This window comes from Kosakonia sp. N21 (assembly GCF_050587465.1).
Lineage (GTDB): Bacteria > Pseudomonadota > Gammaproteobacteria > Enterobacterales > Enterobacteriaceae.
On record NZ_JBOBHR010000001.1, the window covers coordinates 804,951 to 823,825 of the forward strand.

The 18,875-nt window shown below is 54.1% G+C and carries 24 protein-coding genes; 4 read left to right on the forward strand and 20 right to left on the reverse strand.

Annotated elements, in window-relative coordinates; translation table 11 throughout:
- Positions 1–14 precede the first annotated feature (14 nt).
- The 14 genes from rcsA to fliF all read right to left on the reverse strand — a co-directional run bounded on the left by rcsA (position 15) and on the right by fliF (position 11,590).
- On the reverse strand, positions 15–638 hold the full coding sequence (gene rcsA, locus ACQ3G7_RS03635; protein ID WP_061494280.1) for a transcriptional regulator RcsA: 624 nt from the start codon (positions 636–638) through the stop codon (positions 15–17).
- 277 nt (positions 639–915) lie between these two features.
- The gene (gene fliR, locus ACQ3G7_RS03640) at positions 916–1,713 is read right to left on the reverse strand and encodes a flagellar biosynthetic protein FliR (protein WP_263100373.1); all 798 of its coding nucleotides are present in this window, start codon (positions 1,711–1,713) and stop codon (positions 916–918) included.
- A gap of 8 nt (positions 1,714–1,721) precedes the next feature.
- Positions 1,722–1,991: a flagellar biosynthesis protein FliQ gene (gene fliQ, locus ACQ3G7_RS03645; RefSeq protein WP_061494282.1), complete on the reverse strand. Its 270-nt coding sequence runs from the start codon at positions 1,989–1,991 to the stop codon at positions 1,722–1,724.
- A gap of 9 nt (positions 1,992–2,000) precedes the next feature.
- The gene (gene fliP / locus ACQ3G7_RS03650) at positions 2,001–2,738 is read right to left on the reverse strand and encodes a flagellar type III secretion system pore protein FliP (RefSeq protein ID WP_061494283.1); all 738 of its coding nucleotides are present in this window, start codon (positions 2,736–2,738) and stop codon (positions 2,001–2,003) included.
- Complete coding sequence (fliO, locus tag ACQ3G7_RS03655) at positions 2,738–3,112, reverse strand: flagellar biosynthetic protein FliO (RefSeq protein WP_061494284.1); 375 nt, start codon at positions 3,110–3,112, stop codon at positions 2,738–2,740. The genes fliP and fliO overlap by 1 nt, the downstream gene beginning before the upstream one ends.
- Before the next feature lie 7 nt (positions 3,113–3,119).
- Positions 3,120–3,539, reverse strand: a complete 420-nt coding sequence (gene fliN / locus ACQ3G7_RS03660; RefSeq protein WP_263100375.1) for a flagellar motor switch protein FliN — start codon at positions 3,537–3,539, stop codon at positions 3,120–3,122.
- A complete protein-coding gene (gene fliM, locus ACQ3G7_RS03665; RefSeq protein WP_430888869.1) occupies positions 3,536–4,540 on the reverse strand; it encodes a flagellar motor switch protein FliM in 1,005 nt (334 codons plus the stop codon). Before fliM ends, fliN begins: the two co-directional genes overlap by 4 nt.
- A 4-nt stretch (positions 4,541–4,544) precedes the next feature.
- Positions 4,545–5,015: a flagellar basal body-associated protein FliL gene (gene fliL / locus ACQ3G7_RS03670; protein WP_263100378.1), complete on the reverse strand. Its 471-nt coding sequence runs from the start codon at positions 5,013–5,015 to the stop codon at positions 4,545–4,547.
- Between the two features lie 103 nt (positions 5,016–5,118).
- On the reverse strand, positions 5,119–6,378 hold the full coding sequence (gene fliK, locus ACQ3G7_RS03675) for a flagellar hook length control protein FliK (RefSeq protein WP_430888870.1): 1,260 nt from the start codon (positions 6,376–6,378) through the stop codon (positions 5,119–5,121).
- Positions 6,375–6,818 carry a flagellar export protein FliJ gene (gene fliJ, locus ACQ3G7_RS03680; protein ID WP_061494289.1) on the reverse strand — a complete coding sequence of 148 codons (444 nt, stop codon included), beginning with the start codon at positions 6,816–6,818 and terminating at the stop codon, positions 6,375–6,377. The genes fliK and fliJ overlap by 4 nt, the downstream gene beginning before the upstream one ends.
- Before the next feature lie 19 nt (positions 6,819–6,837).
- Complete coding sequence (gene fliI / locus ACQ3G7_RS03685) at positions 6,838–8,208, reverse strand: flagellar protein export ATPase FliI (protein ID WP_263100381.1); 1,371 nt, start codon at positions 8,206–8,208, stop codon at positions 6,838–6,840.
- On the reverse strand, positions 8,208–8,915 hold the full coding sequence (gene fliH, locus ACQ3G7_RS03690; protein WP_061494291.1) for a flagellar assembly protein FliH: 708 nt from the start codon (positions 8,913–8,915) through the stop codon (positions 8,208–8,210). The genes fliI and fliH overlap by 1 nt, the downstream gene beginning before the upstream one ends.
- Positions 8,908–9,906, reverse strand: coding sequence for a flagellar motor switch protein FliG (gene fliG / locus ACQ3G7_RS03695; protein ID WP_430888871.1), 999 nt, complete (start codon positions 9,904–9,906; stop codon positions 8,908–8,910). Before fliG ends, fliH begins: the two co-directional genes overlap by 8 nt.
- The gene (gene fliF, locus ACQ3G7_RS03700) at positions 9,896–11,590 is read right to left on the reverse strand and encodes a flagellar basal-body MS-ring/collar protein FliF (RefSeq protein ID WP_430888872.1); all 1,695 of its coding nucleotides are present in this window, start codon (positions 11,588–11,590) and stop codon (positions 9,896–9,898) included. Before fliF ends, fliG begins: the two co-directional genes overlap by 11 nt.
- A gap of 226 nt (positions 11,591–11,816) precedes the next feature.
- Between fliF and fliE the strand changes: the two genes are divergently transcribed.
- Both fliE and ACQ3G7_RS03710 read left to right on the forward strand, forming a co-directional pair.
- Complete coding sequence (gene fliE, locus ACQ3G7_RS03705; protein WP_061494294.1) at positions 11,817–12,128, forward strand: flagellar hook-basal body complex protein FliE; 312 nt, start codon at positions 11,817–11,819, stop codon at positions 12,126–12,128.
- A gap of 190 nt (positions 12,129–12,318) precedes the next feature.
- Complete coding sequence (locus ACQ3G7_RS03710) at positions 12,319–12,447, forward strand: hypothetical protein (protein WP_430888873.1); 129 nt, start codon at positions 12,319–12,321, stop codon at positions 12,445–12,447.
- Between the two features lie 58 nt (positions 12,448–12,505).
- Here ACQ3G7_RS03710 and yedF read toward each other — a convergent pair whose 3' ends face one another.
- Together yedF and yedE are read right to left on the reverse strand one after the other, a co-directional pair.
- The gene (gene yedF, locus ACQ3G7_RS03715; protein WP_061494296.1) at positions 12,506–12,736 is read right to left on the reverse strand and encodes a sulfurtransferase-like selenium metabolism protein YedF; all 231 of its coding nucleotides are present in this window, start codon (positions 12,734–12,736) and stop codon (positions 12,506–12,508) included.
- The gene (gene yedE, locus ACQ3G7_RS03720) at positions 12,733–13,938 is read right to left on the reverse strand and encodes a selenium metabolism membrane protein YedE/FdhT (RefSeq protein WP_430888874.1); all 1,206 of its coding nucleotides are present in this window, start codon (positions 13,936–13,938) and stop codon (positions 12,733–12,735) included. The genes yedF and yedE overlap by 4 nt, the downstream gene beginning before the upstream one ends.
- Positions 13,939–14,132: 194 nt before the next feature.
- Here yedE and yedD point away from each other — a divergent pair, with 194 nt between their 5' ends.
- Positions 14,133–14,543: a lipoprotein YedD gene (yedD, locus tag ACQ3G7_RS03725; protein WP_430888875.1), complete on the forward strand. Its 411-nt coding sequence runs from the start codon at positions 14,133–14,135 to the stop codon at positions 14,541–14,543.
- Between the two features lie 37 nt (positions 14,544–14,580).
- Here the strand turns inward: yedD and amyA are convergent, their stop codons facing one another.
- The 4 genes from amyA to fliD form a co-directional block, all read right to left on the reverse strand.
- Entirely contained in the window at positions 14,581–16,068 is a 1,488-nt protein-coding gene (amyA, locus tag ACQ3G7_RS03730; protein WP_430888876.1) for an alpha-amylase, read from the reverse strand.
- Positions 16,069–16,268: 200 nt separating this feature from the next.
- Complete coding sequence (fliT, locus tag ACQ3G7_RS03735; protein WP_430888877.1) at positions 16,269–16,628, reverse strand: flagella biosynthesis regulatory protein FliT; 360 nt, start codon at positions 16,626–16,628, stop codon at positions 16,269–16,271.
- A complete protein-coding gene (fliS, locus tag ACQ3G7_RS03740; protein ID WP_263100391.1) occupies positions 16,628–17,038 on the reverse strand; it encodes a flagellar export chaperone FliS in 411 nt (136 codons plus the stop codon). The genes fliT and fliS overlap by 1 nt, the downstream gene beginning before the upstream one ends.
- A 21-nt stretch (positions 17,039–17,059) precedes the next feature.
- On the reverse strand, positions 17,060–18,481 hold the full coding sequence (gene fliD / locus ACQ3G7_RS03745) for a flagellar filament capping protein FliD (protein WP_430888878.1): 1,422 nt from the start codon (positions 18,479–18,481) through the stop codon (positions 17,060–17,062).
- A 244-nt stretch (positions 18,482–18,725) separates the two neighbouring features.
- On the opposite strand from fliD, the gene ACQ3G7_RS03750 reads away from it, so the two are divergent.
- Positions 18,726–18,875: flagellin N-terminal helical domain-containing protein (locus ACQ3G7_RS03750; RefSeq protein ID WP_496353232.1), on the forward strand; the 150-nt coding region annotated here is incomplete at its 3' end.

The following is an 18,875-nucleotide window of genomic DNA, read 5'->3' on the forward strand; positions in this document are numbered from 1 at the left end:
AAATAACAATTTCTTCAACGCATATTAACAAATATACCCGACGTGACGTTGTCCGTCAGACGCACAACATGGTAAATCACTTGTTTATTATGCGTTTTAATCTTTCTTTTAATATTCCCCTTATGTGATGATACCGTCTTGGCTTTAATATTCATCTGATCGGAGATTTGGATCGTATCCTGTCCTGACATCCACATTTTTAACATACTGGACTCGGTACGACTCAATGACAGCGTGGGTAAATTAATGGTGCCAACGCTTTTTTTCTCTTTGTTGAGATAGTCCCCCAGAATATTATCCAGCGACTCAGGCTTGATTGATTTAGAACTAATCAATAAATTTTTACGTACCAATAGGTATTCATCAAAGTGGATGTTGGCAATTGCCATAAACACGATAAACAGTGTACGGGGATGCTGATTAATGACTTGCTTAATGTGTTGACTGCTGCTTGGGTCATGGATAAAGCAGTCCTCATTAATAAACACCACGGATGGCTGGAATGTGGCGCAAGCTGATTCGAGTTCATCAACGGTTTTTATATCGTTGATATCTCGTTTTTTAACCCCCCGACTTGTCAGATACCCTGTTAATCCCAACCGGGTATAACTGCATAAATCCATAATAATCGTTGACATGGCATACCCTCACTCAATGCGTAACGATAATTCACCACCGCCGGAAGCTTCAGAAGCCATACAGGAAAAAAACTGATATTACTGAAGTGCGACACGAAACTTCAGGCGAACCCACTATCCCGTAAAGTTACGTATAATTTGCCAGGAATCTTCTTAAAGTAAAGTAAATGTTGCGTTCTGTGAGACCGTTAAAAACAAATAAGCCGCGCCAGTTATATCCTGGAAGATGTTTTGCAAATTTAACTTTAGGATTATCCTCAAAAAGACAATACCGATGCTAGGGGTTTGTATTCTGAGGCAGTTCACTAACGATATCAGCTAACAGATTGAAAATCTCGCTGAATAATCGTTCGCAGAAGGGGGCGACCAGCGGCATCATCGCTGCCATCAGTAAAATCCCAACGCTAAGCGTAATGGGAAAACCGATGACAAACACCGATAACTGCGGCGCCATGCGATTCAACAGGCCAAGGGAGAGGTTAATGGTCAGCAGTAAGGTAATGATCGGTAATGCCAGCATCAGCCCATTGACGAAAATCAGTCCTGCCGAGCGCGTCAAGGCCAGAAACGCATTACCGCTTACCGGGTCGCCGCCAATCGGTAGCGTGTGGAAGGTATCGACCAGCATGGAAATAAGCCACAAATGACCATTGAAGGTCAGGAACAGCAACAGCGCCAGCATGTCCAGAATACGCGCCAAAACCGGCATGTTCAGGTGGCTGGTGGGATCGACAAAGGTGGCGAAAGAGAGGCCCATTTGCAGGCCGATAAGTTCACCCGCGGTGCGGATAGCGGCAAAGGCGAATTGCATGGTAAAACCGAGCGCAATGCCAATCAGCATTTGCTGCATCGCCACCCACAACGCTGCGACAGAGAAGATCGGCACATTCGGCACTACCGGGAGCGTCGGGGCAATCACGATGGTAATGACTATCCCCAGACCGAGTTTCACGCGGCGAGGGATGCGTGATTCACTGAGGATCGGTGCGCTCATAATCAGCGCCAGCACACGCACCAACGGCCAGAAATACATGTTAAGCCATTGCAGCCACTGATCGCTGGTGATGTTCAGCATAAGCGGGATTACCCGATGATATAGGGAATGTTATTGAACAGACCGCGCATATAATCGAGCAGCAAATTCAGCATCCACGGCCCGGCAACCACAATCGCCACAAACACAGCGATGATTTTCGGGATAAAGGAGAGCGTCATTTCGTTGATTTGCGTCGCCGCCTGCAAAATACTGATCACAAGCCCGGTCACCAGGGCGACCAGCAGCAGGGGAGCAGCGAGAGCGAGTGCAACTTTCATCGCCTCGGTGCCCATCATCATGACCGATTCAGGTGTCATGCTTTACTCCTAACTGTAAAAACTCTGCGCCAGCGAACCGACCAGCAGCTGCCAGCCATCCACCAGTACAAACAACATCAGTTTAAATGGCAGGGCAATGGTCGCCGGCGGCACCATCATCATCCCCAACGCCATTAGCACACTGGCGATCACGAGGTCGATAATCAGGAACGGAATAAAAATGGTAAAACCGATCTGGAAGGCGGTTTTCAGCTCGCTGGTCACATAGGCGGGCAGCAAAATGCGCATCGGTACGGCTTCCGGGCCTTCAATTGGCGGGGTATTAGCAAGCCGGGCGAACAGGGCCAGATCGGCCTGGCGCGTCTGGCGCAGCATAAATTCACGCAGGGGTTGCGCGCCACGTTCCAGCGCCACATCCACGGAAATTTTGTTCTCACTGAACGGCTGATAGGCGTCGGTGTAAATCTTATCGATCACTGGCGACATAATGAAAAAGGTCAAAAACAACGCCAGTCCGAGCAGCACCTGGTTTGGCGGCGCAGAGGGCGTACCCAGCGCATTTCGCAGCAGGCCAAAGACGATGATGATGCGGGTAAAGCTGGTCATCATCAGCAAAACGGCAGGCAGGAAGGTGAGGGAGGTAATAAATACCAGCGTCTGCACCGGCAGCGACCAGCTCTGGCCGCCGTTTGCCAGCGGTTGGCTTACCAGACCGGGGAGTTGAGCAAATGCGGCTGGCGCAAACAGAAACAGCCCGGCCAGCGCAAAGGATAACAAACGGCGCATCAGGATCTCCCGGAACGCTTAAGCAAATTCTTCATCACGGACTGAAAGTCCGCATTTTTCTCGTTCACGACTTCACTTTCGGCAGGCGCGGGAGGAAGCTTGTGCAACAGATTGATTTGGGTCGGGGTGACGCCCAGCACCAGGCGCGCGTCTTCAACATCGACGATCACCACGCGTTCACGCGGACCGACCGTTGTGCTGGCGCTGACTTTCAAACCCCGGGTGCCGGCGGTTCTCCCACCAAAACCCAGTCGTTTTGCCAGCCACGCGGCAATCAGGATCACGGCAATAATGCCAAACAGCGCGCCACTGACTTGCAGCAGTGGCGAACCGGGAACGGCGGAAGGTTGGCTAACCGTGGCCTGTGTTCTCATACGTGCCTCAACGGCTCAGACGGCGCATACGCTCGGAAGGCGTGATGATATCCGTGATACGCACGCCGTATTTATCGGCAACGACCACTACTTCACCCTGCGCAATCAGATAACCGTTGATCAGGATATCCAGCGGTTCACCCGCCAGTCCGTCCAGTGCAACCACGGAACCCTGCGTCAGACGCAGCAGCTCTTTAATGGTCATCCGGGTACGGCCCAGTTCAACGGTCAGTTTGACCGGGATATCCATAATCAGGTCGATATCCTGGAGATTGCCGCCAACATCACCACCCCCGAGCTGCTGGAACACAGCATCAGCCGCGCTCTTACCGCCCGTCGGCGTGGTTTTTTGTTCGTTCAACGCGTCAGCCCACAGATCGTCCAGTGCTCCGCTGTTCTCATCGGACGGATTGTTCATATCACTCATTTGGGCTGTTCCTCATTCAGCGAATTCAAAATCGGGTTTATCAAATGCTCTACGCGTAACGCATATTGTCCGTTGACTGTGCCGTACTGGCTGGTAAGCACCGGTACACCGTCCACATGAGCGATAATGCGATCGGGTTTATCAATCGGCAGTACATCACCGGGTTTGAGCTTAAGTATCTGCGACAGACGCAGGGGAATATCCGCAAAATTAGCGATCAAATTCAGCTCTGAGTGCTGAACCTGGCGGACCAGGTTATCACGCCAGTTCTGGTCTTCGCTGCGGGAGTTTTCCAGCGGCGGGTTAACCAGCATTTCGCGCAGCGGTTCAATCATGCTGAACGGCAGACAGATATTGAATTCACCCGTCAGGTTACCGATTTCCACATGGAACGGGGTGTTAACAACGATGTCGTTTGGCGATGTGGTAATGTTCGTAAACTTAACCTGCATCTCAGAACGCACGTATTCAACGTCCAGTGGGTTAATCGCCTTCCACGCGTCGCTGTAGGCCTCAAGCGCCAGTTTCAGCATGCGGTTAATCACGCGTTGTTCAGTGTGCGTGAATTCACGACCTTCCACTTTGGTTGGAAAACGCCCGTCGCCACCGAACAGGTTATCCACGGCGATAAATACCAGGCTTGGCGAGAACACAAACAAGCCGGTACCGCGCAGCGGTTTCAGGTGGATCAGGTTAAGGTTGGTCGGAACCGGCAAGTTACGCGCAAATTCATGGTATGGCTGAATGCGGATCGCGCCGACGGTAATATCCGGGCTACGACGCAGCAGGTTAAACAGACCCATACGGAACTGGCGCGCAAAACGTTCGTTGATGATCTCCAGCGCCTGCAGACGTTCACGTACCACGCGGCGCTGTGTATTCGGGTCATAGGGGCGAATTTCACTGTCGCCGCCCATACCCGGTTGCGGATCATCGCTCTTATCGCTGTCTCCGTTGAGCAGCGCATCGATTTCGGCCTGAGAAAGAATACTATCGCCCATGTTATTACCGCAAAATGAAAGCTGTATAAAGGACGTCAGTGACTTCCTGCTTCGGTTGTCCTTGCACTAACGGCGTTGCGAGTGTTTCTTTAATCGCAGTGGCGAGTTTCTGTTTACCGTCGTCGGTTGCGAGCTGTGTCGCGTCCTGACGTGAGAACAGCAGCAGCAAACGGCTGCGCACTTCCGGCAGGTATTCGCTCAGTCGGGCGCGCGTCGCGTCATCTTTCAGACGCAGCGTAATACCGACATACAGCACGCGATCGGCATCGCCCAGGTTCACAGTAAAGGTGTCCAGCGCGAAGAAGACCGGTGCCGGCGGCGGCGGAGGTGGCTCCGCTTTCGCGCTGGCCGCAGGTTTCTGTTGCATATGCCAATAACTATAGCCAGCGATGGCGCATGCTGCGAGGGTGATTAACACCAGCAGCGGGATCCAGATATTGCGCTTGCGTTTTTTGGTAATAGCGGAGTCAGTCATCTGATACGAGCTTCCTGTTAATACTGCCTATGAGCTGATTATCCCGTGTCTTGCTTCCGCCAAAGCGCGGAAAAGACGGGGATAATCATGCTACCTCGGGCGTTTAGGCAAAGATGTCGACAGCGCCGTTACCGCGAGCGGCGGACTGCAGGCTCGCAGGGGTGACTAATGCTTCATCATCGTCGCTACCAAACAGATCGCCGGAACCGGAACGTGATGCCTGCTGTTGCTGAGAAGACTGTTGTTGCTGGCCGGCAAAGCTCTCGCTACTGATATTGCTCTGACCCAACTGGATGCCACTTTCAGCAAGAGAGGTGCGCAGCACCGGCAATGCCGCTTCCAGTGCCTGGCGAACGTGGCTATGGGCAGAAACCATTTGCAGTTGCGCCTGGTTGTCTTCCAGCTTGATGGAGATCTGCACCTGCCCCAGATCTTCCGGGTGTAAACGCAGTTCCGCACTCTGCTGTCCCTGACGGGTGAACAGGGTGACGTGCTGGCTAAGATTCTGCTGCCACTCATGGCTACCCAACGGCGCACTGAGCACCGGTGCGGCGACCGGAGCGCTGGCCTGCGCTGCGCTGGTGGTGGTTGTAACCGGCGCAATGCTTGCAGTGGTATTGGTGGTTTGCTGCACGGCGTTATCCGTTTCTTTGCGTGATGCCAGTGCGGCCGCAAAGGCGGTGGATTGCTGTGCATCGTCGGCAACCTGAAGCGTGCTGGCGGCGGCGTCATGCATGCCTTTCGCGGTGGCACGCGGCAGATCGGTACCCGTGTCGGCCGTCAGCGCATTCGTGTTCAGGGCGCGGTTTGCTGCTGCCCCCACATCAATGGCGCTGGTGGCGGTGGTGGTAACCGGTTGCGCAGTCGTCAGTTGCTGCGTCTGCTGGTGCGGTAGCATGGCCATCAGTGCGCTGAGATTAGCGAGATCTTCATCGCTTAAGTCCGTTTTCTCATCGGCCGCTTTCGCGGTTTTCGTCAGCGCAGCCAGCACATCCGTCTGGGCGGAAGGGGTCAGGCCGGAGAGCAGGTTCTGCACATTGGCATTGCTTTCAGCGGTCGCCGTGGCGTCGGTTTTCATGCTTTGGCGCGCCAGCATGTCGGCCAGTTTTTGCGCCGGAGTTTGCGCCTCTTCACCGGACGCGGCGGCCAGCTTACCTTTCGCCAGCTTGCCGCTTAACGCGGCGGCCTGCAGGTCAGCGAGGGTCAGGGGGGCATCGCCCTCTTGCCCTTGTGCGCCAGTGCCGGACATCGCACCGGTGAGCAGAGCGAGGAAGTCCTGAGCGGAATCACCGCCAGCCTTGCCTGTTTGCGTGCCGGTGGTTGCATCTGATTCTGTAACTAGCAGTTTTTGCAAGGTGATCATTCTGTTTTCCTCAGGGACGCTCGCTGTGCAAACTCATCCATTTTCTTCTGATCGAGACGGTTTTCCGCCAGTAACGCTGCGGCGCTTTGCCTGTCCTGCAATGTTTGCCAGGCCTGCAGACGTTGCTTTTTCTCCCGCCAGCAACCCAGCGCGACATCGACTTTCTGGGTCCACTGCGCCAGTTGATGGCGGTGTTGCTCGATAGCTTTTTCCAGCGTCTGAATAAACTGCTGATAGTTTTGCCAGCGCTGATTATCAATGCCCTGGCTCATATCGTTATTCAGACTGCTACGGTACTCATGCTGATAGTCGATCAGCATTTTTAATTGTTCTTCTGCTTGCTGGCAGCCCCGACGCATCTCGCCAAGCCTCAGCGCTGCGTCTTCAACTTCTTTTTCTGCCAAATCTTTAAGCGTCGTCAATGCGCTATTTTGCGTCATGAAGTCAGCCTCCACTACATTATGCTGTCGGGAAGATCAGCTCTAATGCCTGCATCGAATCTTCCCATCCGGCACGCTCGAAAATGCCTTGTTGCAAGAAAGCTTCAAGTTGCGGCCACAATGCGATGGCTTTGTCCAGCATAGGGTCGCTACCTCGCGCATACGCGCCAACGCTAACCAGATCGCGGTTACGCTGGAAACTCGACAGCAACTGTTTGAAATTACGAACTCTTGCGTAATGTTTTTCAGTAATCAACGCTGTCATCGCACGACTGATAGACGCTTCGATATCGATTGCCGGGTAGTGGCCTGCTTCCGCCAGACGGCGTGACAAAACGATATGTCCATCAAGGATCGCGCGCGCTGAGTCAGCAATAGGATCCTGTTGGTCATCCCCTTCTGTAAGAACAGTATAGAACGCGGTGATGGAACCCCCACCGTGAATACCGTTGCCTGCACGTTCCACCAACGCCGGTAATTTAGCGAAGACAGACGGTGGGTAACCTTTGGTTGCTGGCGGTTCGCCGATAGCCAGTGCGATTTCACGCTGCGCCATGGCATAACGCGTCAGGGAATCCATAATCAGCAGCACATGCTGACCGCGGTCGCGGAAATCTTCAGCAATGCGCGTAGCGTACGCAGCGCCCTGCATACGCAACAGAGGAGAAACATCCGCTGGCGCGGCGATAACCACCGACCGGGCGCGACCTTCTGCGCCCAGGATGTTCTCAATAAAATCTTTTACTTCACGGCCACGTTCGCCAATCAACCCGACGACAATCACATCCGCCTGGGTATAACGGGCCATCATGCCTAACAAGACGCTCTTACCAACGCCGGAACCGGCGAACAGGCCCATACGCTGACCGCGCCCTACGGTTAACAGCGCATTGATGGCGCGTACCCCGGTATCCAGCACGTGTTCAATGGCGGTACGTTGCAGCGGGTTAAACGGCTGCGTGATCAGCGCTCCGGTTTCGCCGGTATCCGGCGACGGCAATCCGTCCAGCGGTTTTCCACCGCCATCCAGCACGCGACCAAGCAGGGCAGGGCCGAGCGGCAGCTGTTTGCCACTGTGTAAATTGTCGCCCATCACGCTACGTGCATAGACGCGCGCGCCAGGCAAAATGCCTTCCACTTCTTCGAGCGGCATCAGGAACAGGCGTTGACCGTTGAAGCCAACCACTTCGCTTTCGACTTCGCGCATCTCCTGACCATCCTGACGCTCGATGATACAGGTCGCTCCCAGCGGCAATTGCAGCCCGGTGGCTTCGAGCACCAGACCGGTCGCACGGGTCAGGCGACCATAACGGCGCACAGACGGCAGTTGCGCCATCTTCACTTCAAAGTTGTCCAGCGTGGTCAGCCAGCGGGTCAAACGCGCGGTCATCAAACAACTCCTGGCGCCGCCAGACGGCACAGTTCCTGCCAGCGTGTCGCCACGCTGGCGTCGAGATCGCCTTCATCGGCGGAGACTTTGCAACCGCCCGGATGCAGCGTCGGATCGCCGCGCAGACGCCAGCCGTGCAGGCTAAGCGTCGCGCCGAGCATCTCTTCAACGCGCTGCAAATCATCCGGATGAACACGCAGTTGCGGCTTGCCGCTAAACAGCGGTTCTTGCTGCAATAACAGTTGGATCTGTTTAATCAGTGCGCTGTTATCCACAATCGGCACCTGGCCGAGCACCTGGCGTGCGGCTTCCAGCGCCATTTGCATCAGACGGGAGGCGATAACGCTGTCCAGCGCATCCAGCGTGTACTGAAACTCGCTGACCAGCTGCTGCATACGCGCATGCAACGGGGCTTGTTGCTGGCGGGCCTGATTCAGACCCTGCTCTTGTCCCTGTGCCAGCCCTTCCTGATAGCCAACGTCATAACCCGCTTTGCGGCCTTCCGCCAGACCGGCGTTATAGCCGGCCTCGTGCGCTTGCATCTGGATCTGTGCCAGTTGCTGCTGCTGTTTCTGTTCTGCAGATAACGCGTCTTCTTCCTCATCGATCATCGGCTCGTCCTGCGTCAGCAGGGGAGCGAACTCGGCGGCGAGAGGAAGCGCCAGGTCATCCGGCTTCCAGATCTTCCACGGCATTTCATTAGACATAGGTATCCTCGCCGCTGCCAATCACCATCTCGCCGGTTTCCGCCAGACGACGAACAATAAGCAGGATGGCCTTCTGCTCGTTTTCCACCTGAGACAGACGAACCGGGCCGCGGTTGGCAAGGTCGTCGCGCAGGATATCTGCCGCACGCTGCGACATGTTGCGCAGGAACTTGTCGCGCAATGGTGGCTCGGCGCCTTTGAGGGCGACCAGCAAGGATTCGGAGTCCACTTCCTGCAGAAGACGCTGGATGCTGCGGTCGTCCACGTCCACCAGGTTTTCGAACAGGAACATCTCGTCGATAATTTTCTGCGCCAGCTCGCCGTCGAACTCGCGAACCGCAGTAATAACCGCTTCTTCCTGCTGCGTTTTCATCAGGTTGATGATTTCCGCCGCCGTTCTCACGCCGCCCATTTTGCTGCGTTTGAGGTTGGTGCCGTCGAGCAGGTTGTTCAGTACTTCGGTCAGTTCCGCCAGTGCGGCTGGCTGTACGCCGCCGAAGGTGGCGATACGCAGCATAACGTCGTGACGCATACGCTCATCGAACAGCGCCAGGATATCCGCCGCCTGCGCACGTTTGAGGTGCACAAGGATGGTGGCGATAATCTGCGGATGCTCGTCGCGAATAAGGTCTGCGGCACTCTGCGGCTCCATAAAGTTGAGCGTTTCGATACCGCTGGTGGTATCGCGGGTTTCGAGAATGTCTTCCAGCAGGCTGGAAGCACGCTCTTCGCCAAGGGCTTTCACCAGTACGGTACGCAGGTAGTCGTTGGCGTTGATGTTCAGCGCCGCGAATTGTTCCGCTTCCGATTCAAACTCCTGCAATACATCCATCAGCTGTTTGTTGGAAATCTGACGCACGCTGGCCATCGCGGTACTCAGGTGCTGAACCTCCCGCGCTGAGAGGTGCTTGAACACCTCCGCTGCACGGTCTTCACCAATGGTCATCAGCAAGATGACGCTTTTGTCCGTTCCGGTAAGATTATTGCTCATGTTCGTTATTCATCCACTGGCGAATGACCAGCGCCACGACGCGCGGATCGTTGTCTGACATTTCGCGGATACGCTGGCTCATCACCTCGGCGTTCAGGCGTTGGTTAGTACGACGCTGTTGCTGCTGCTCGTCCTTGCTGAGACGAACTTCCACCGACTCTTCGAGCTCTGCGCGAGCCTGAGCGGCTTCCTGAATCGCTTTCGCTTCTTCCTGACGGCGTACCAGTTGCGGACGCACCGCTTTACGCCACAGGATAAACGCGACAATCAGAACCAGCAGCCAGCGACCTGCGGACATCAGCTGATCGATAAACGCTTGCTGCTGCCAGAAGGGGAGTTGACCACCCACATCGTCTTTCGCGTTAAACGGTGAGTTGACCACGTTCAGGGTATCACCGCGTTTTTCGCTGTAACCCATCGCTTCGCGGGTCAAATCTTCAATCTGTTTCAACTGGTCGGCTGTCAGCGCGGCAGTTTTGCCATCAGCCAGCGTACGGTAGTTCACCACCACGGCCACGGACAGACGTTGCACATCGCCCACGTTCATTTTGGTGTGGCGGATCGTGCGGTCTACTTCATAGTTCGACGTTTCGTTGTGTGTCGAATTACGCGGACCGGTCGCGGTGCTGGCGGTGGATGTCGTCTGACCTTGCTGAGCTTGCTGGCCTTGTTGATTCTGCTGATTGGCCGGCGGCGTCGAGATCGGCGCGGTATTGGCCGGCGCAGGCTGGTTAGACAGTGCGCCAGGGACGCCGCCAGGATTCTGACCGCCAATCTGTTCGCTGCTGTTGACCTGACGTGAACGCAGAACCGCTTGTGACGGGTCGCCGTTCGGGCTGTATTGCTCTTCGGTTTGCTCTTTGTTGGCAAAATCAAGCTGCGCGGTAACCTGCGCATGCACATTGCTGTTGCCCACGATCGGACCCAGAATCGCTTCGATGCGGCGTTGAATACGGCCTTCTACGTCAGCGGTGTATTTCAGTTGAGCATCGTTCAGATCGCGACCGGCAGTACCGGCTTGCGTCAGCAAACGACCGCTCTGGTCAACCACGGTGACGTTGCCCGGCGGCAAGCCCGCGACGGCGCTGGAAACCAGGTGCACCATGGCGCTGATCTGACCGTCGTCCAGAGCACGGCCCGGTTCGAGGTTAACGGTGACGGAGGCAGACGGTGATTTCTGTTCGCGCACGAACAGCGACGGTTTTGGCATGGCCAGATGTACGCGGGCGCCTTTTACCGGACCCAGCGTTTCGATAGTACGGGCCAGTTCACCTTCCAGTGCGCGCTGGTAGTTAACCTGCTCGCTAAACTGGCTGATGCCGAATTTTTCCTGATCCAGCAGTTCGAAACCGACTGCGCCGCCTTTCGGCAGACCTTGCTGGGCGAGACGCAGACGCAACTCGTGGACTTTATCCGCCGGAACTTCAATCGCGCCACCGGCATCAGCAAACCGGTAAGGAACATTCATTTGTGTTAACTGGGTAACAATAGCGCCGCCGTCCTGATCGGACAGGTTGCTATAAAGCGTGCGATAGTCCGGGCTTTTCGCCCACAGAACCATTGCAACGATGATGGCAACGGCTGCAGCGCCGGCCACCATTAATGGAACTTTGGGGTTCGCGCGCAAGCGGTTGATCCACTCAAGAGATTTATTCTGCGGTGCAGTTGTAGCAGTTGCACTCATTGCACACCTCGTAACTCTGGGCGGATATTGTTATTTGAGTTGAGAAACAAAACAGGCTCCCGGGTCGGCAAACTCGACAATTGTCCATTTACATGGCAATGCCATTATTTGATGAATCCGAATTTTCTATGCCCCAAATAACCTGGTTTTTTATCGCTATTTACCGCAATTATCTCATTGACAAGCTGTTAACCTTGTCGGGTATCAAACCATCCGGGGAAAAACCATGGCTATACAGGGCATTGAAAGCGTCGTCAGTCAGTTGCAGGCCACTGCGGGGATTGCGCGCAATCAGAGCGTGGAAAGCGAACCGACCATCAGTTTCGCCGGGCAACTGCATGCCGCGCTGGATCGCATCAGCGACACGCAAAATGCAGCCCGCACGCAGGCGGAAAAGTTCACCCTCGGCGAGCCGGGCGTGGCGCTGAATGATGTGATGACCGATTTGCAAAAATCCTCTATCTCATTGCAGATGGGGATTCAGGTGCGTAATAAACTGGTTTCGGCTTACCAGGACGTGATGAACATGCAGATCTAGTCGATCAGCGTTGCAAAGAGGGAGGATAATCCGCTGATTATCCTCCTTTCCTGCGCTTTCTCTCTTTACGGTGCTTATCGTCATGCGCCGCTCCCTCTCTTTGTGCATGAACACGGATGATCACATCGGTTTTTCGCCGGGCGGATAAAGTCCGTCATCACCACTCTTGTGAAACGACGAGGAATGCCTGATGACCTTTACGCATATGCGCATCGCCAAACCGGTGACTGACCTTGAACTGACTTGCCGCATGTATTGCGACGGCATGGGGTTACAGAAAATTGCCGCCTTCAGTGAACATGACGTTTTCGCGACCTGAGGGTGAGGGCAGCCTGGGATGTTGCGCCCCCTCCGGGTCCGGAGAGGGCGGTGGCGGGTTATTTCTGGATCAGATAACGAATGGTTGGCCCATCCTGCTGAATGTCCAGAACGGTATAGCCGTGGTTGCGTGCATCAAGGGGAATATTATTAATCGACTGCGGACAGTCGCTCACCACTTCCAGAATTTCACCTTTTTTCAACTGCGGCATGGCTTCCAGCGTGGCCACGGCCGGGTAGGGACAGGGTTCGCCGGTCATATCCAGACGGTAATCAGGCACGATGTTCATGCAACCTCCTTCGCAGGGGTAACTGCTTTAGTGCGGAAAAAGTGTTTTTCCCAGCCAATCACCAGCAGCAACGCCGCCAGCAGCAGCAGGTAAGTCACCAGCAGTCCGCCGAGCGGGCCGAAAGTGTTGAGTAAATTGATTTTATCCCAGTGGGTTGCCAGCGCCGGGGAGATGTCATCCCAGAACCAGGCGAGAATGGTCGAGCCTATCACGTTACCCAGACCTACCCACCAGTAGTGCACCTGACCTTCAACGGCGCGATACATCCAACCGGTTTCGCAGCCGCCTGCCAGCACAATGCCGAAGCCGAACAGTAACCCGCCGATCACGGCGTTTGGACCGGCCCACATGATTTTGGCTTCCACGCCAAGTTGCACGTAACTGAAGATGCCGATGGCGCTGGCCGCCATGCCGAAGATAATCGCTTTGGTCATCATGGTGCGCCCGGTGATCCACATATCGCGAAACGCCGATGTAAAGCAGATTTGCGCCCGCTCAATCAGTAAACCAAAACCGACGCCGAACAGCATCGCCAGCCCCAGTTTGGGTTGGTTCATGGCGGTGAACAGTGCCCAGCCGAGCATTCCCACGAACACCAGCATACCGAGGCGGAAGCGGCGCTGCGCCTGAGCCGGTTTTTGCGTTAACGGCGATGCGGCGGAGACTTTTTGTATTTTTACCGGAATGCGGAACAGCGGCAGCAGGGTAACGCGTGCACCAAACCAGGAGCCGATAGCGGTCGCCACCGCGAAAAACCAGGCGTGCAATGAAAACTGCGGGATACCGGTGAAAAACGCGGCGAGGTTACAGCCCATCGCCAGGCGTGCGCCAAAACCGGCAATCATCCCGCCGACGATTGCCTGCGCAATGCGGATCCGGCTGTGCGGAAAGCGCAGCTTAACGTTATTGGCCCATAACGCAGCGGCAAAACAGCCGCCAAACATCCCGATGATCATCATGCCGTCGATACGCGTTAACGGCGTGCCGTCCAGATGGATCAATTTGAAGTAGCCCCACGTTTCCGTGTGCACGCCAGCCAGTTGCAGCAGTTGCCCGCCCCAGCGGGTAAATTCGCCGGTAACGGCCCAGAATGTGCCGGTGAGACCGAAATAGTAGGTGGAGAGAATGCCGGCGGCGATAACGGCCGGGACAGGAGACCAGAATTTAATTAAAAACCGATCCTTAAACTGTTGCCAGGACATAGTAAAAACCTCTGAACTCAGAAGGAGTGTGGATAGTCTTGCGAAAAGAGTCGGATGATACACGGCTGCGGCAAAATCTGATGCGAAATAGCGCAAAAACCTGGAGCAGATCAAACTTGCCGACCGTGGGGAAAGGGTGGCGACGATAACGCTTTAATGCCACAATATTTTTTTCTTCGCGAGCAGGGCAAAAGATGAAAAAGCGAGTGATCCTCGGTGCGGTAATGCTGCTAAGCGGCTGCATGCAGGTGGAAAATTATCAGGCGGTGGTTAAACAACCTGCGCCTGCAGGATTGGCGGGCTACTGGCAGTCGGCGGGACCGCAGAGCAAACTGGTCAGCCCGGAGGCGATCGCCAGTCTGATGATTACGCCCGGCGGCGATACACTGGATTGCCGCCAGTGGCAGCGAGTGATTGTCGTCCCGGGTAAATTAATGCGCAACGATGGCAAACTGTACAACGTCACGCAGAATCGTGACATCTACCGTCTTGAACAAGGTGGCGCGTTGCTGGAAGTCGATGGTATGACGCTGAAAAAAGTGGATAAACTCACGGTGGAGTGTGAGAAGGCGCGAGCCGACGCCGGGCTGAGTCTTTCCCGCTAAGGTCACTGGCCGGGTGACGCGCTCACCCGGCACAGACTCAGAGCACATCCTCTATTACCCACACGCTGACGCTGCCGCCATTACAGGTAAACACTCCGGAACCGCTTTCGTCGGTCGTTACCGATTCTTCGCGGTTGCCCAGAAAGTCACGCCAGGTTTTATTGCCATAATTTTCGCCGAGCGTAATGCTTTTTTCGCCATCATCACCGTTGGACAGCACCACCACGCAGCCGGGATCGTCGTCGGTGCCGCTGCGACTGAAGGCAATACAGTTGGGGTGATCAAACCACAGTGTTTGTACCCCATGTGCAAAGCGCTGGCGGGCGAGGATCAACTGATCGAGCTGTTCGATAACCGGCATGTCGATAGCGTAATTTTCCCCATCGCCTCCGGTATCCTCGTAATGTGCGCCATACAGGTCAGGGTAGAAGACCGACGGCACGCCATTTTCCCGTAGCAGGATCAGGGCATAGGCCAGTGGTTTAAACCAGGCTTCTACCGGTGCTTCCAGCGCCTGCAACGGCTGCGTATCGTGGTTGGCGACCAGCGTCACCGCATGAAAGGGGTCCGCTTCAACCAGCGTGCCGGTAAAAATCTGGCTCATGTCATAATCGCGCCCCTGTTTCGATGCTTCATGAAATTTCATATGCAGCGGGGCGTCAAACAGCATGGTTTTACCGTCGACCTGAGCGATATACTGCTGTAGCTTTTCCACCTCATGTGACCAGTATTCCGCAACAATAAACAACGGCTTTGGCGCGACCTCCTGTACATGTTCGATCCACTCTTTGTAGAACCAGGCGGGAATATGTTTTACCGCGTCCAGGCGAAAACCATCGCACCCGGTTTGCGCCATGACCCAGCGCGCCCAGTATTTGATCTCCTCGGTCACGGCGTGATTGCGAAAATCAATATTTTCACCCATCAGGTAGTCGAAATTGCCCATTTCATCGTCCACTTGATCATTCCAGCCATCGCCGGTGTAATCGTTGACGATCTTGAACACCCCGTCTTCGTCCGGATTTTCAATATGGTCGATACCGCTAAAGCATTTGAAATCCCAGATAAATTGCGAGTATTGTCCGGCGCGGGCCGGAAAGGTATAGCGTGTCCAGGCCTCACACTCGATGATCTCATCATCAATCTGTGTGCGATCCTGCGCATTCACCCGGTTAACACGGATAGCCTCTTTTTCATCAGCGCCCATTTTGTGGTTGACGACCACATCAAGCAGGACGGCAATATCGTTTTCTTTCAATGCATTGATGGCGGCCAGTAGTTGCGTTTTATCGCCGTATTTGGTGGCCACAGAGCCTTTTTGGTCAAACTCGCCTAAGTCAAACAGATCATAGCTGTCGTAACCCACAGAATAGCCGCCGGATGCGCCTTTATATGCCGGGGGAAGCCAGACCATGTTAATGCCAATATCGTTGAAACCCGCAGCGCGTTCGCTCAGTTCAGGCCAGAGCTTACCGCCATCGGGGTAATACCAATGAAAGGTCTGTAACAGGGTGGGGTTCTTCATATTCCGTGCTCCAGAGTGCGACTCTGGAAGTATGGATGAGATTTTAAAAACAGAACGAGAAAGCGCATTTTTGCCAAACCGTGGAATGGGGACTCAGGCAAAGCAATGGGGCGTGTCAAAAGAGGAGGAGGGGTGAACGCACAAAAAAGCAAACCGGGCGGGTGAGGGATGACAAGCAGATCACCCGCCGGGGATGAGAATTAAATCTCGTTAGGGAAGAGTATGTTTCCAGAGAGACGTCCATATGTCGAATGCAGGTTATGTTGTCGGGATGTCTGTCCAACCAATGTCCGTAATTCGTCCATCCGTTGGTTCAACAGGAGTTTCAGCACGACTTCATTATCCAGAATTTGCTGGAGCAATGGTCGAATTTGCGCCTGCATCTGAGGCGCAATTTCACTGGCATCCTGGAATTGAGTCAATTGTTCTACAGCTTTGATATAGCCTATCTCGTGCTCAATGAGTTCGTCCCAACGCCCTTCCTTCGCGAGGCTAAGCATGGTACGGCTGACGACCAACAGCTGCTGATAGTGGTGGAGCAACCCGAAATTTGCTTCCATTAGTAAGTGTCCCGCGCGGATTGATTATTGGGGCCAATCTCTTTCCAGGCATCAGCGATGTTGTTCAGCAACGTTGAAACTTCATCAATGGCTGAGAGGTCATTGTGGAGGTTTGCCTGTAAAAGACGTCTTGTCATATAGTCATAAAGACTATCCAGGTTTGCGGAAAGCTCGCCACCGACTTCGTGGTCAAGCCCGGCCCGCAAGCCGTTGGTAATGATATTAATAGCCTTTGAAAGCGCCTGTCCTTTACCGGGAATATCTCCCTGCTCAATCAGGATCGCGGCTTTTTTCATGGCGCTTAACGCACCATCAAAAAGTAATACCACGAGTTGATGTGGGCTGGCACTCAGGACGGCGCTTTCCACGCCGACCTGTGCATAAGCCTGAGTTCCCGATTTCGTATACATGTCAAACCTCAACTAACTGGTTTATGCGTTCATTGCGTTAAATTGCTGAGTCAAATAGTTCCCGGTGGATGTCAGGGAAGAGACCAAAGTACTTAAGCTGGTGAACTGCGTTTTATAACGCGCCATCGTCGCCGTAATCTGCTCATTTGTGCGATCGTACTGATCGGACAGACGCTTCAGCGTCTTGTTGATGCCATCAGTTGCGTTCTGCACAGAGCCGGAAGTACCTAAAAAGTCTGCCAACAGGTTACTGGCCTGGGTTGCAAAACCAGTGGTTTTACCGTCCCCGGACAGGAAACTGATCACATCCGCCGATTTTTCGTTCAGCGCCTTGTCAAGCTTGGTGCTATCTACGGTCAGTTTACCGGAAGTATCCTGCGTAATTCCCAGTTGCGACAGTATGGAAACACTGCTGCCGGTTGCGCTCTGACTTGCGGACAATACTGAACGCAGGCGCGTCTGAATATTACGCAGTGTACCATCGCCTAATAAGTCGCCATTTGACGTGCTCTGCGCGTCGCTACCTTTATCTACCGCTGTATATTTCGTCTGGTTAGCGATAGTCGTTTGCAGCGAGTTATACGCATCAACATAAGCCTGAATGGCAGCGGTCATCGGCGCATTGTCTTTTGTTACCGACAGCGTTTCCGGAGAGCCGGAGGTTGTCAGTTTGTTCAACGTCAGCGTTACGCCTTCTGGCGCATCGGTGATCGTGTTGCTGCTACGGGTGATTTCAATCCCGTTAATCTTCAATTTCGCATCCGCAGCGGCAACTTGTTGCGTCATCTTGTTGCTGGTGCTGCTGGGATTCGTGGAATCGTAACTAATGTATTGCGCCAGTTGAGCATCATCGGTGGTGATGGTCATCTGGTTTGTGGTGCCGCTATCACGTGATGTCAGCGCCAGGTAGTAGCTGCTGTCATCCGCTTTAATGACGCTTGCGGTGACGCTGCCTTGCTGTTTGTTAATCGCATCGCGAATGTCAGCAAGACTGGTTTTATCACTCGACAGCGTCACCGACAGCGGGTTGGTTTGCCCCGGCTGCGTAATGGTGATGGTGCGCGAGCTCATGCTGCTGTCACCTAAATCGGTATCTTTGCTGGCGACTTTCGGGCTCAGCAGAGACTGTGATGCCGCCAGTGAAGTCACATCGATAGAATACGTACCGGCCGCGGCGGTATTCGCCAGCGTGGCGGTAAAAGCCGTGTTGGTGCTTGATACTTTAGTCGCTGCAATACTCGACGTGTTTTTCAACGCGTTAGCAGCAGTCTGCAACTTCGTCAGCGACGTTTGCACCACGCCCCACGCTGTCAGTTTTGCTTTATACGAAGTCTGTTGAGTAGTAATCGGTGTAAGCTTGGTCTCTTCCGCTGTTTGCAAGTTAGCGTACAGCGTATTGAGATCCAGGCTGGTGCCTGCGCCGAGCGAACTAATACTTGACATATCTTCATCCTTCCAGTTTTGGACAATCACTGAGGGGATTATCGGCAGCGACTGCGAAAAGATTAGAGGGTTTTTTTAAAAACAATGGCGGAATAAAGCCAGATAATAGCGGGCTCTTTTCCGCTTTAAAAAAGTGATGTTTTTTCCTAAAGGTTACCAGCAAGCGGTCGATAATCTGGGTGACGGTGAGAAAACCGTAGGCAGATGCCTGAATCTGATAACTTTTTTTTGAAGGAATTACATCATGGCTGTTATTAATACTAACACCCTGTCGCTGATGACTCAGAACAACCTGACCAAATCTCAGTCTTCTCTGGGAACGGCGATTGAGCGCCTGTCTTCTGGTCTGCGTATCAACAGTGCGAAAGATGACGCAGCGGGTCAGGCAATTGCT

What these genes read in the sequence shown, in the direction of transcription:
- fliN (WP_263100375.1), bottom strand. Translation starts at nt 3,539, where the DNA reads ATGAGTGATATGAACAATCCGTCCGATGAGAACAGCGGAGCACTGGAC.
- fliP (WP_061494283.1), bottom strand. Translation starts at nt 2,738, where the DNA reads ATGCGCCGTTTGTTATCCTTTGCGCTGGCCGGGCTGTTTCTGTTTGCG.
- fliI (WP_263100381.1), bottom strand. Translation starts at nt 8,208, where the DNA reads ATGACCGCGCGTTTGACCCGCTGGCTGACCACGCTGGACAACTTTGAA.
- fliK (WP_430888870.1), bottom strand. Translation starts at nt 6,378, where the DNA reads ATGATCACCTTGCAAAAACTGCTAGTTACAGAATCAGATGCAACCACC.
- amyA (WP_430888876.1), bottom strand. Translation starts at nt 16,068, where the DNA reads ATGAAGAACCCCACCCTGTTACAGACCTTTCATTGGTATTACCCCGAT.
- fliM (WP_430888869.1), bottom strand. Translation starts at nt 4,540, where the DNA reads ATGGGCGATAGTATTCTTTCTCAGGCCGAAATCGATGCGCTGCTCAAC.
- fliF (WP_430888872.1), bottom strand. Translation starts at nt 11,590, where the DNA reads ATGAGTGCAACTGCTACAACTGCACCGCAGAATAAATCTCTTGAGTGG.
- rcsA (WP_061494280.1), bottom strand. Translation starts at nt 638, where the DNA reads ATGTCAACGATTATTATGGATTTATGCAGTTATACCCGGTTGGGATTA.
- fliR (WP_263100373.1), bottom strand. Translation starts at nt 1,713, where the DNA reads ATGCTGAACATCACCAGCGATCAGTGGCTGCAATGGCTTAACATGTAT.
- yedE (WP_430888874.1), bottom strand. Translation starts at nt 13,938, where the DNA reads ATGTCCTGGCAACAGTTTAAGGATCGGTTTTTAATTAAATTCTGGTCT.
- fliS (WP_263100391.1), bottom strand. Translation starts at nt 17,038, where the DNA reads ATGTATACGAAATCGGGAACTCAGGCTTATGCACAGGTCGGCGTGGAA.
- fliQ (WP_061494282.1), bottom strand. Translation starts at nt 1,991, where the DNA reads ATGACACCTGAATCGGTCATGATGATGGGCACCGAGGCGATGAAAGTT.
- ACQ3G7_RS03710 (WP_430888873.1), top strand. Translation starts at nt 12,319, where the DNA reads ATGACCTTTACGCATATGCGCATCGCCAAACCGGTGACTGACCTTGAA.
- fliH (WP_061494291.1), bottom strand. Translation starts at nt 8,915, where the DNA reads ATGTCTAATGAAATGCCGTGGAAGATCTGGAAGCCGGATGACCTGGCG.
- fliO (WP_061494284.1), bottom strand. Translation starts at nt 3,112, where the DNA reads ATGAGAACACAGGCCACGGTTAGCCAACCTTCCGCCGTTCCCGGTTCG.
- fliT (WP_430888877.1), bottom strand. Translation starts at nt 16,628, where the DNA reads ATGGAAGCAAATTTCGGGTTGCTCCACCACTATCAGCAGCTGTTGGTC.
- yedD (WP_430888875.1), top strand. Translation starts at nt 14,133, where the DNA reads ATGAAAAAGCGAGTGATCCTCGGTGCGGTAATGCTGCTAAGCGGCTGC.
- fliG (WP_430888871.1), bottom strand. Translation starts at nt 9,906, where the DNA reads ATGAGCAATAATCTTACCGGAACGGACAAAAGCGTCATCTTGCTGATG.
- fliD (WP_430888878.1), bottom strand. Translation starts at nt 18,481, where the DNA reads ATGTCAAGTATTAGTTCGCTCGGCGCAGGCACCAGCCTGGATCTCAAT.
- fliE (WP_061494294.1), top strand. Translation starts at nt 11,817, where the DNA reads ATGGCTATACAGGGCATTGAAAGCGTCGTCAGTCAGTTGCAGGCCACT.
- fliL (WP_263100378.1), bottom strand. Translation starts at nt 5,015, where the DNA reads ATGACTGACTCCGCTATTACCAAAAAACGCAAGCGCAATATCTGGATC.
- yedF (WP_061494296.1), bottom strand. Translation starts at nt 12,736, where the DNA reads ATGAACATCGTGCCTGATTACCGTCTGGATATGACCGGCGAACCCTGT.
- fliJ (WP_061494289.1), bottom strand. Translation starts at nt 6,818, where the DNA reads ATGACGCAAAATAGCGCATTGACGACGCTTAAAGATTTGGCAGAAAAA.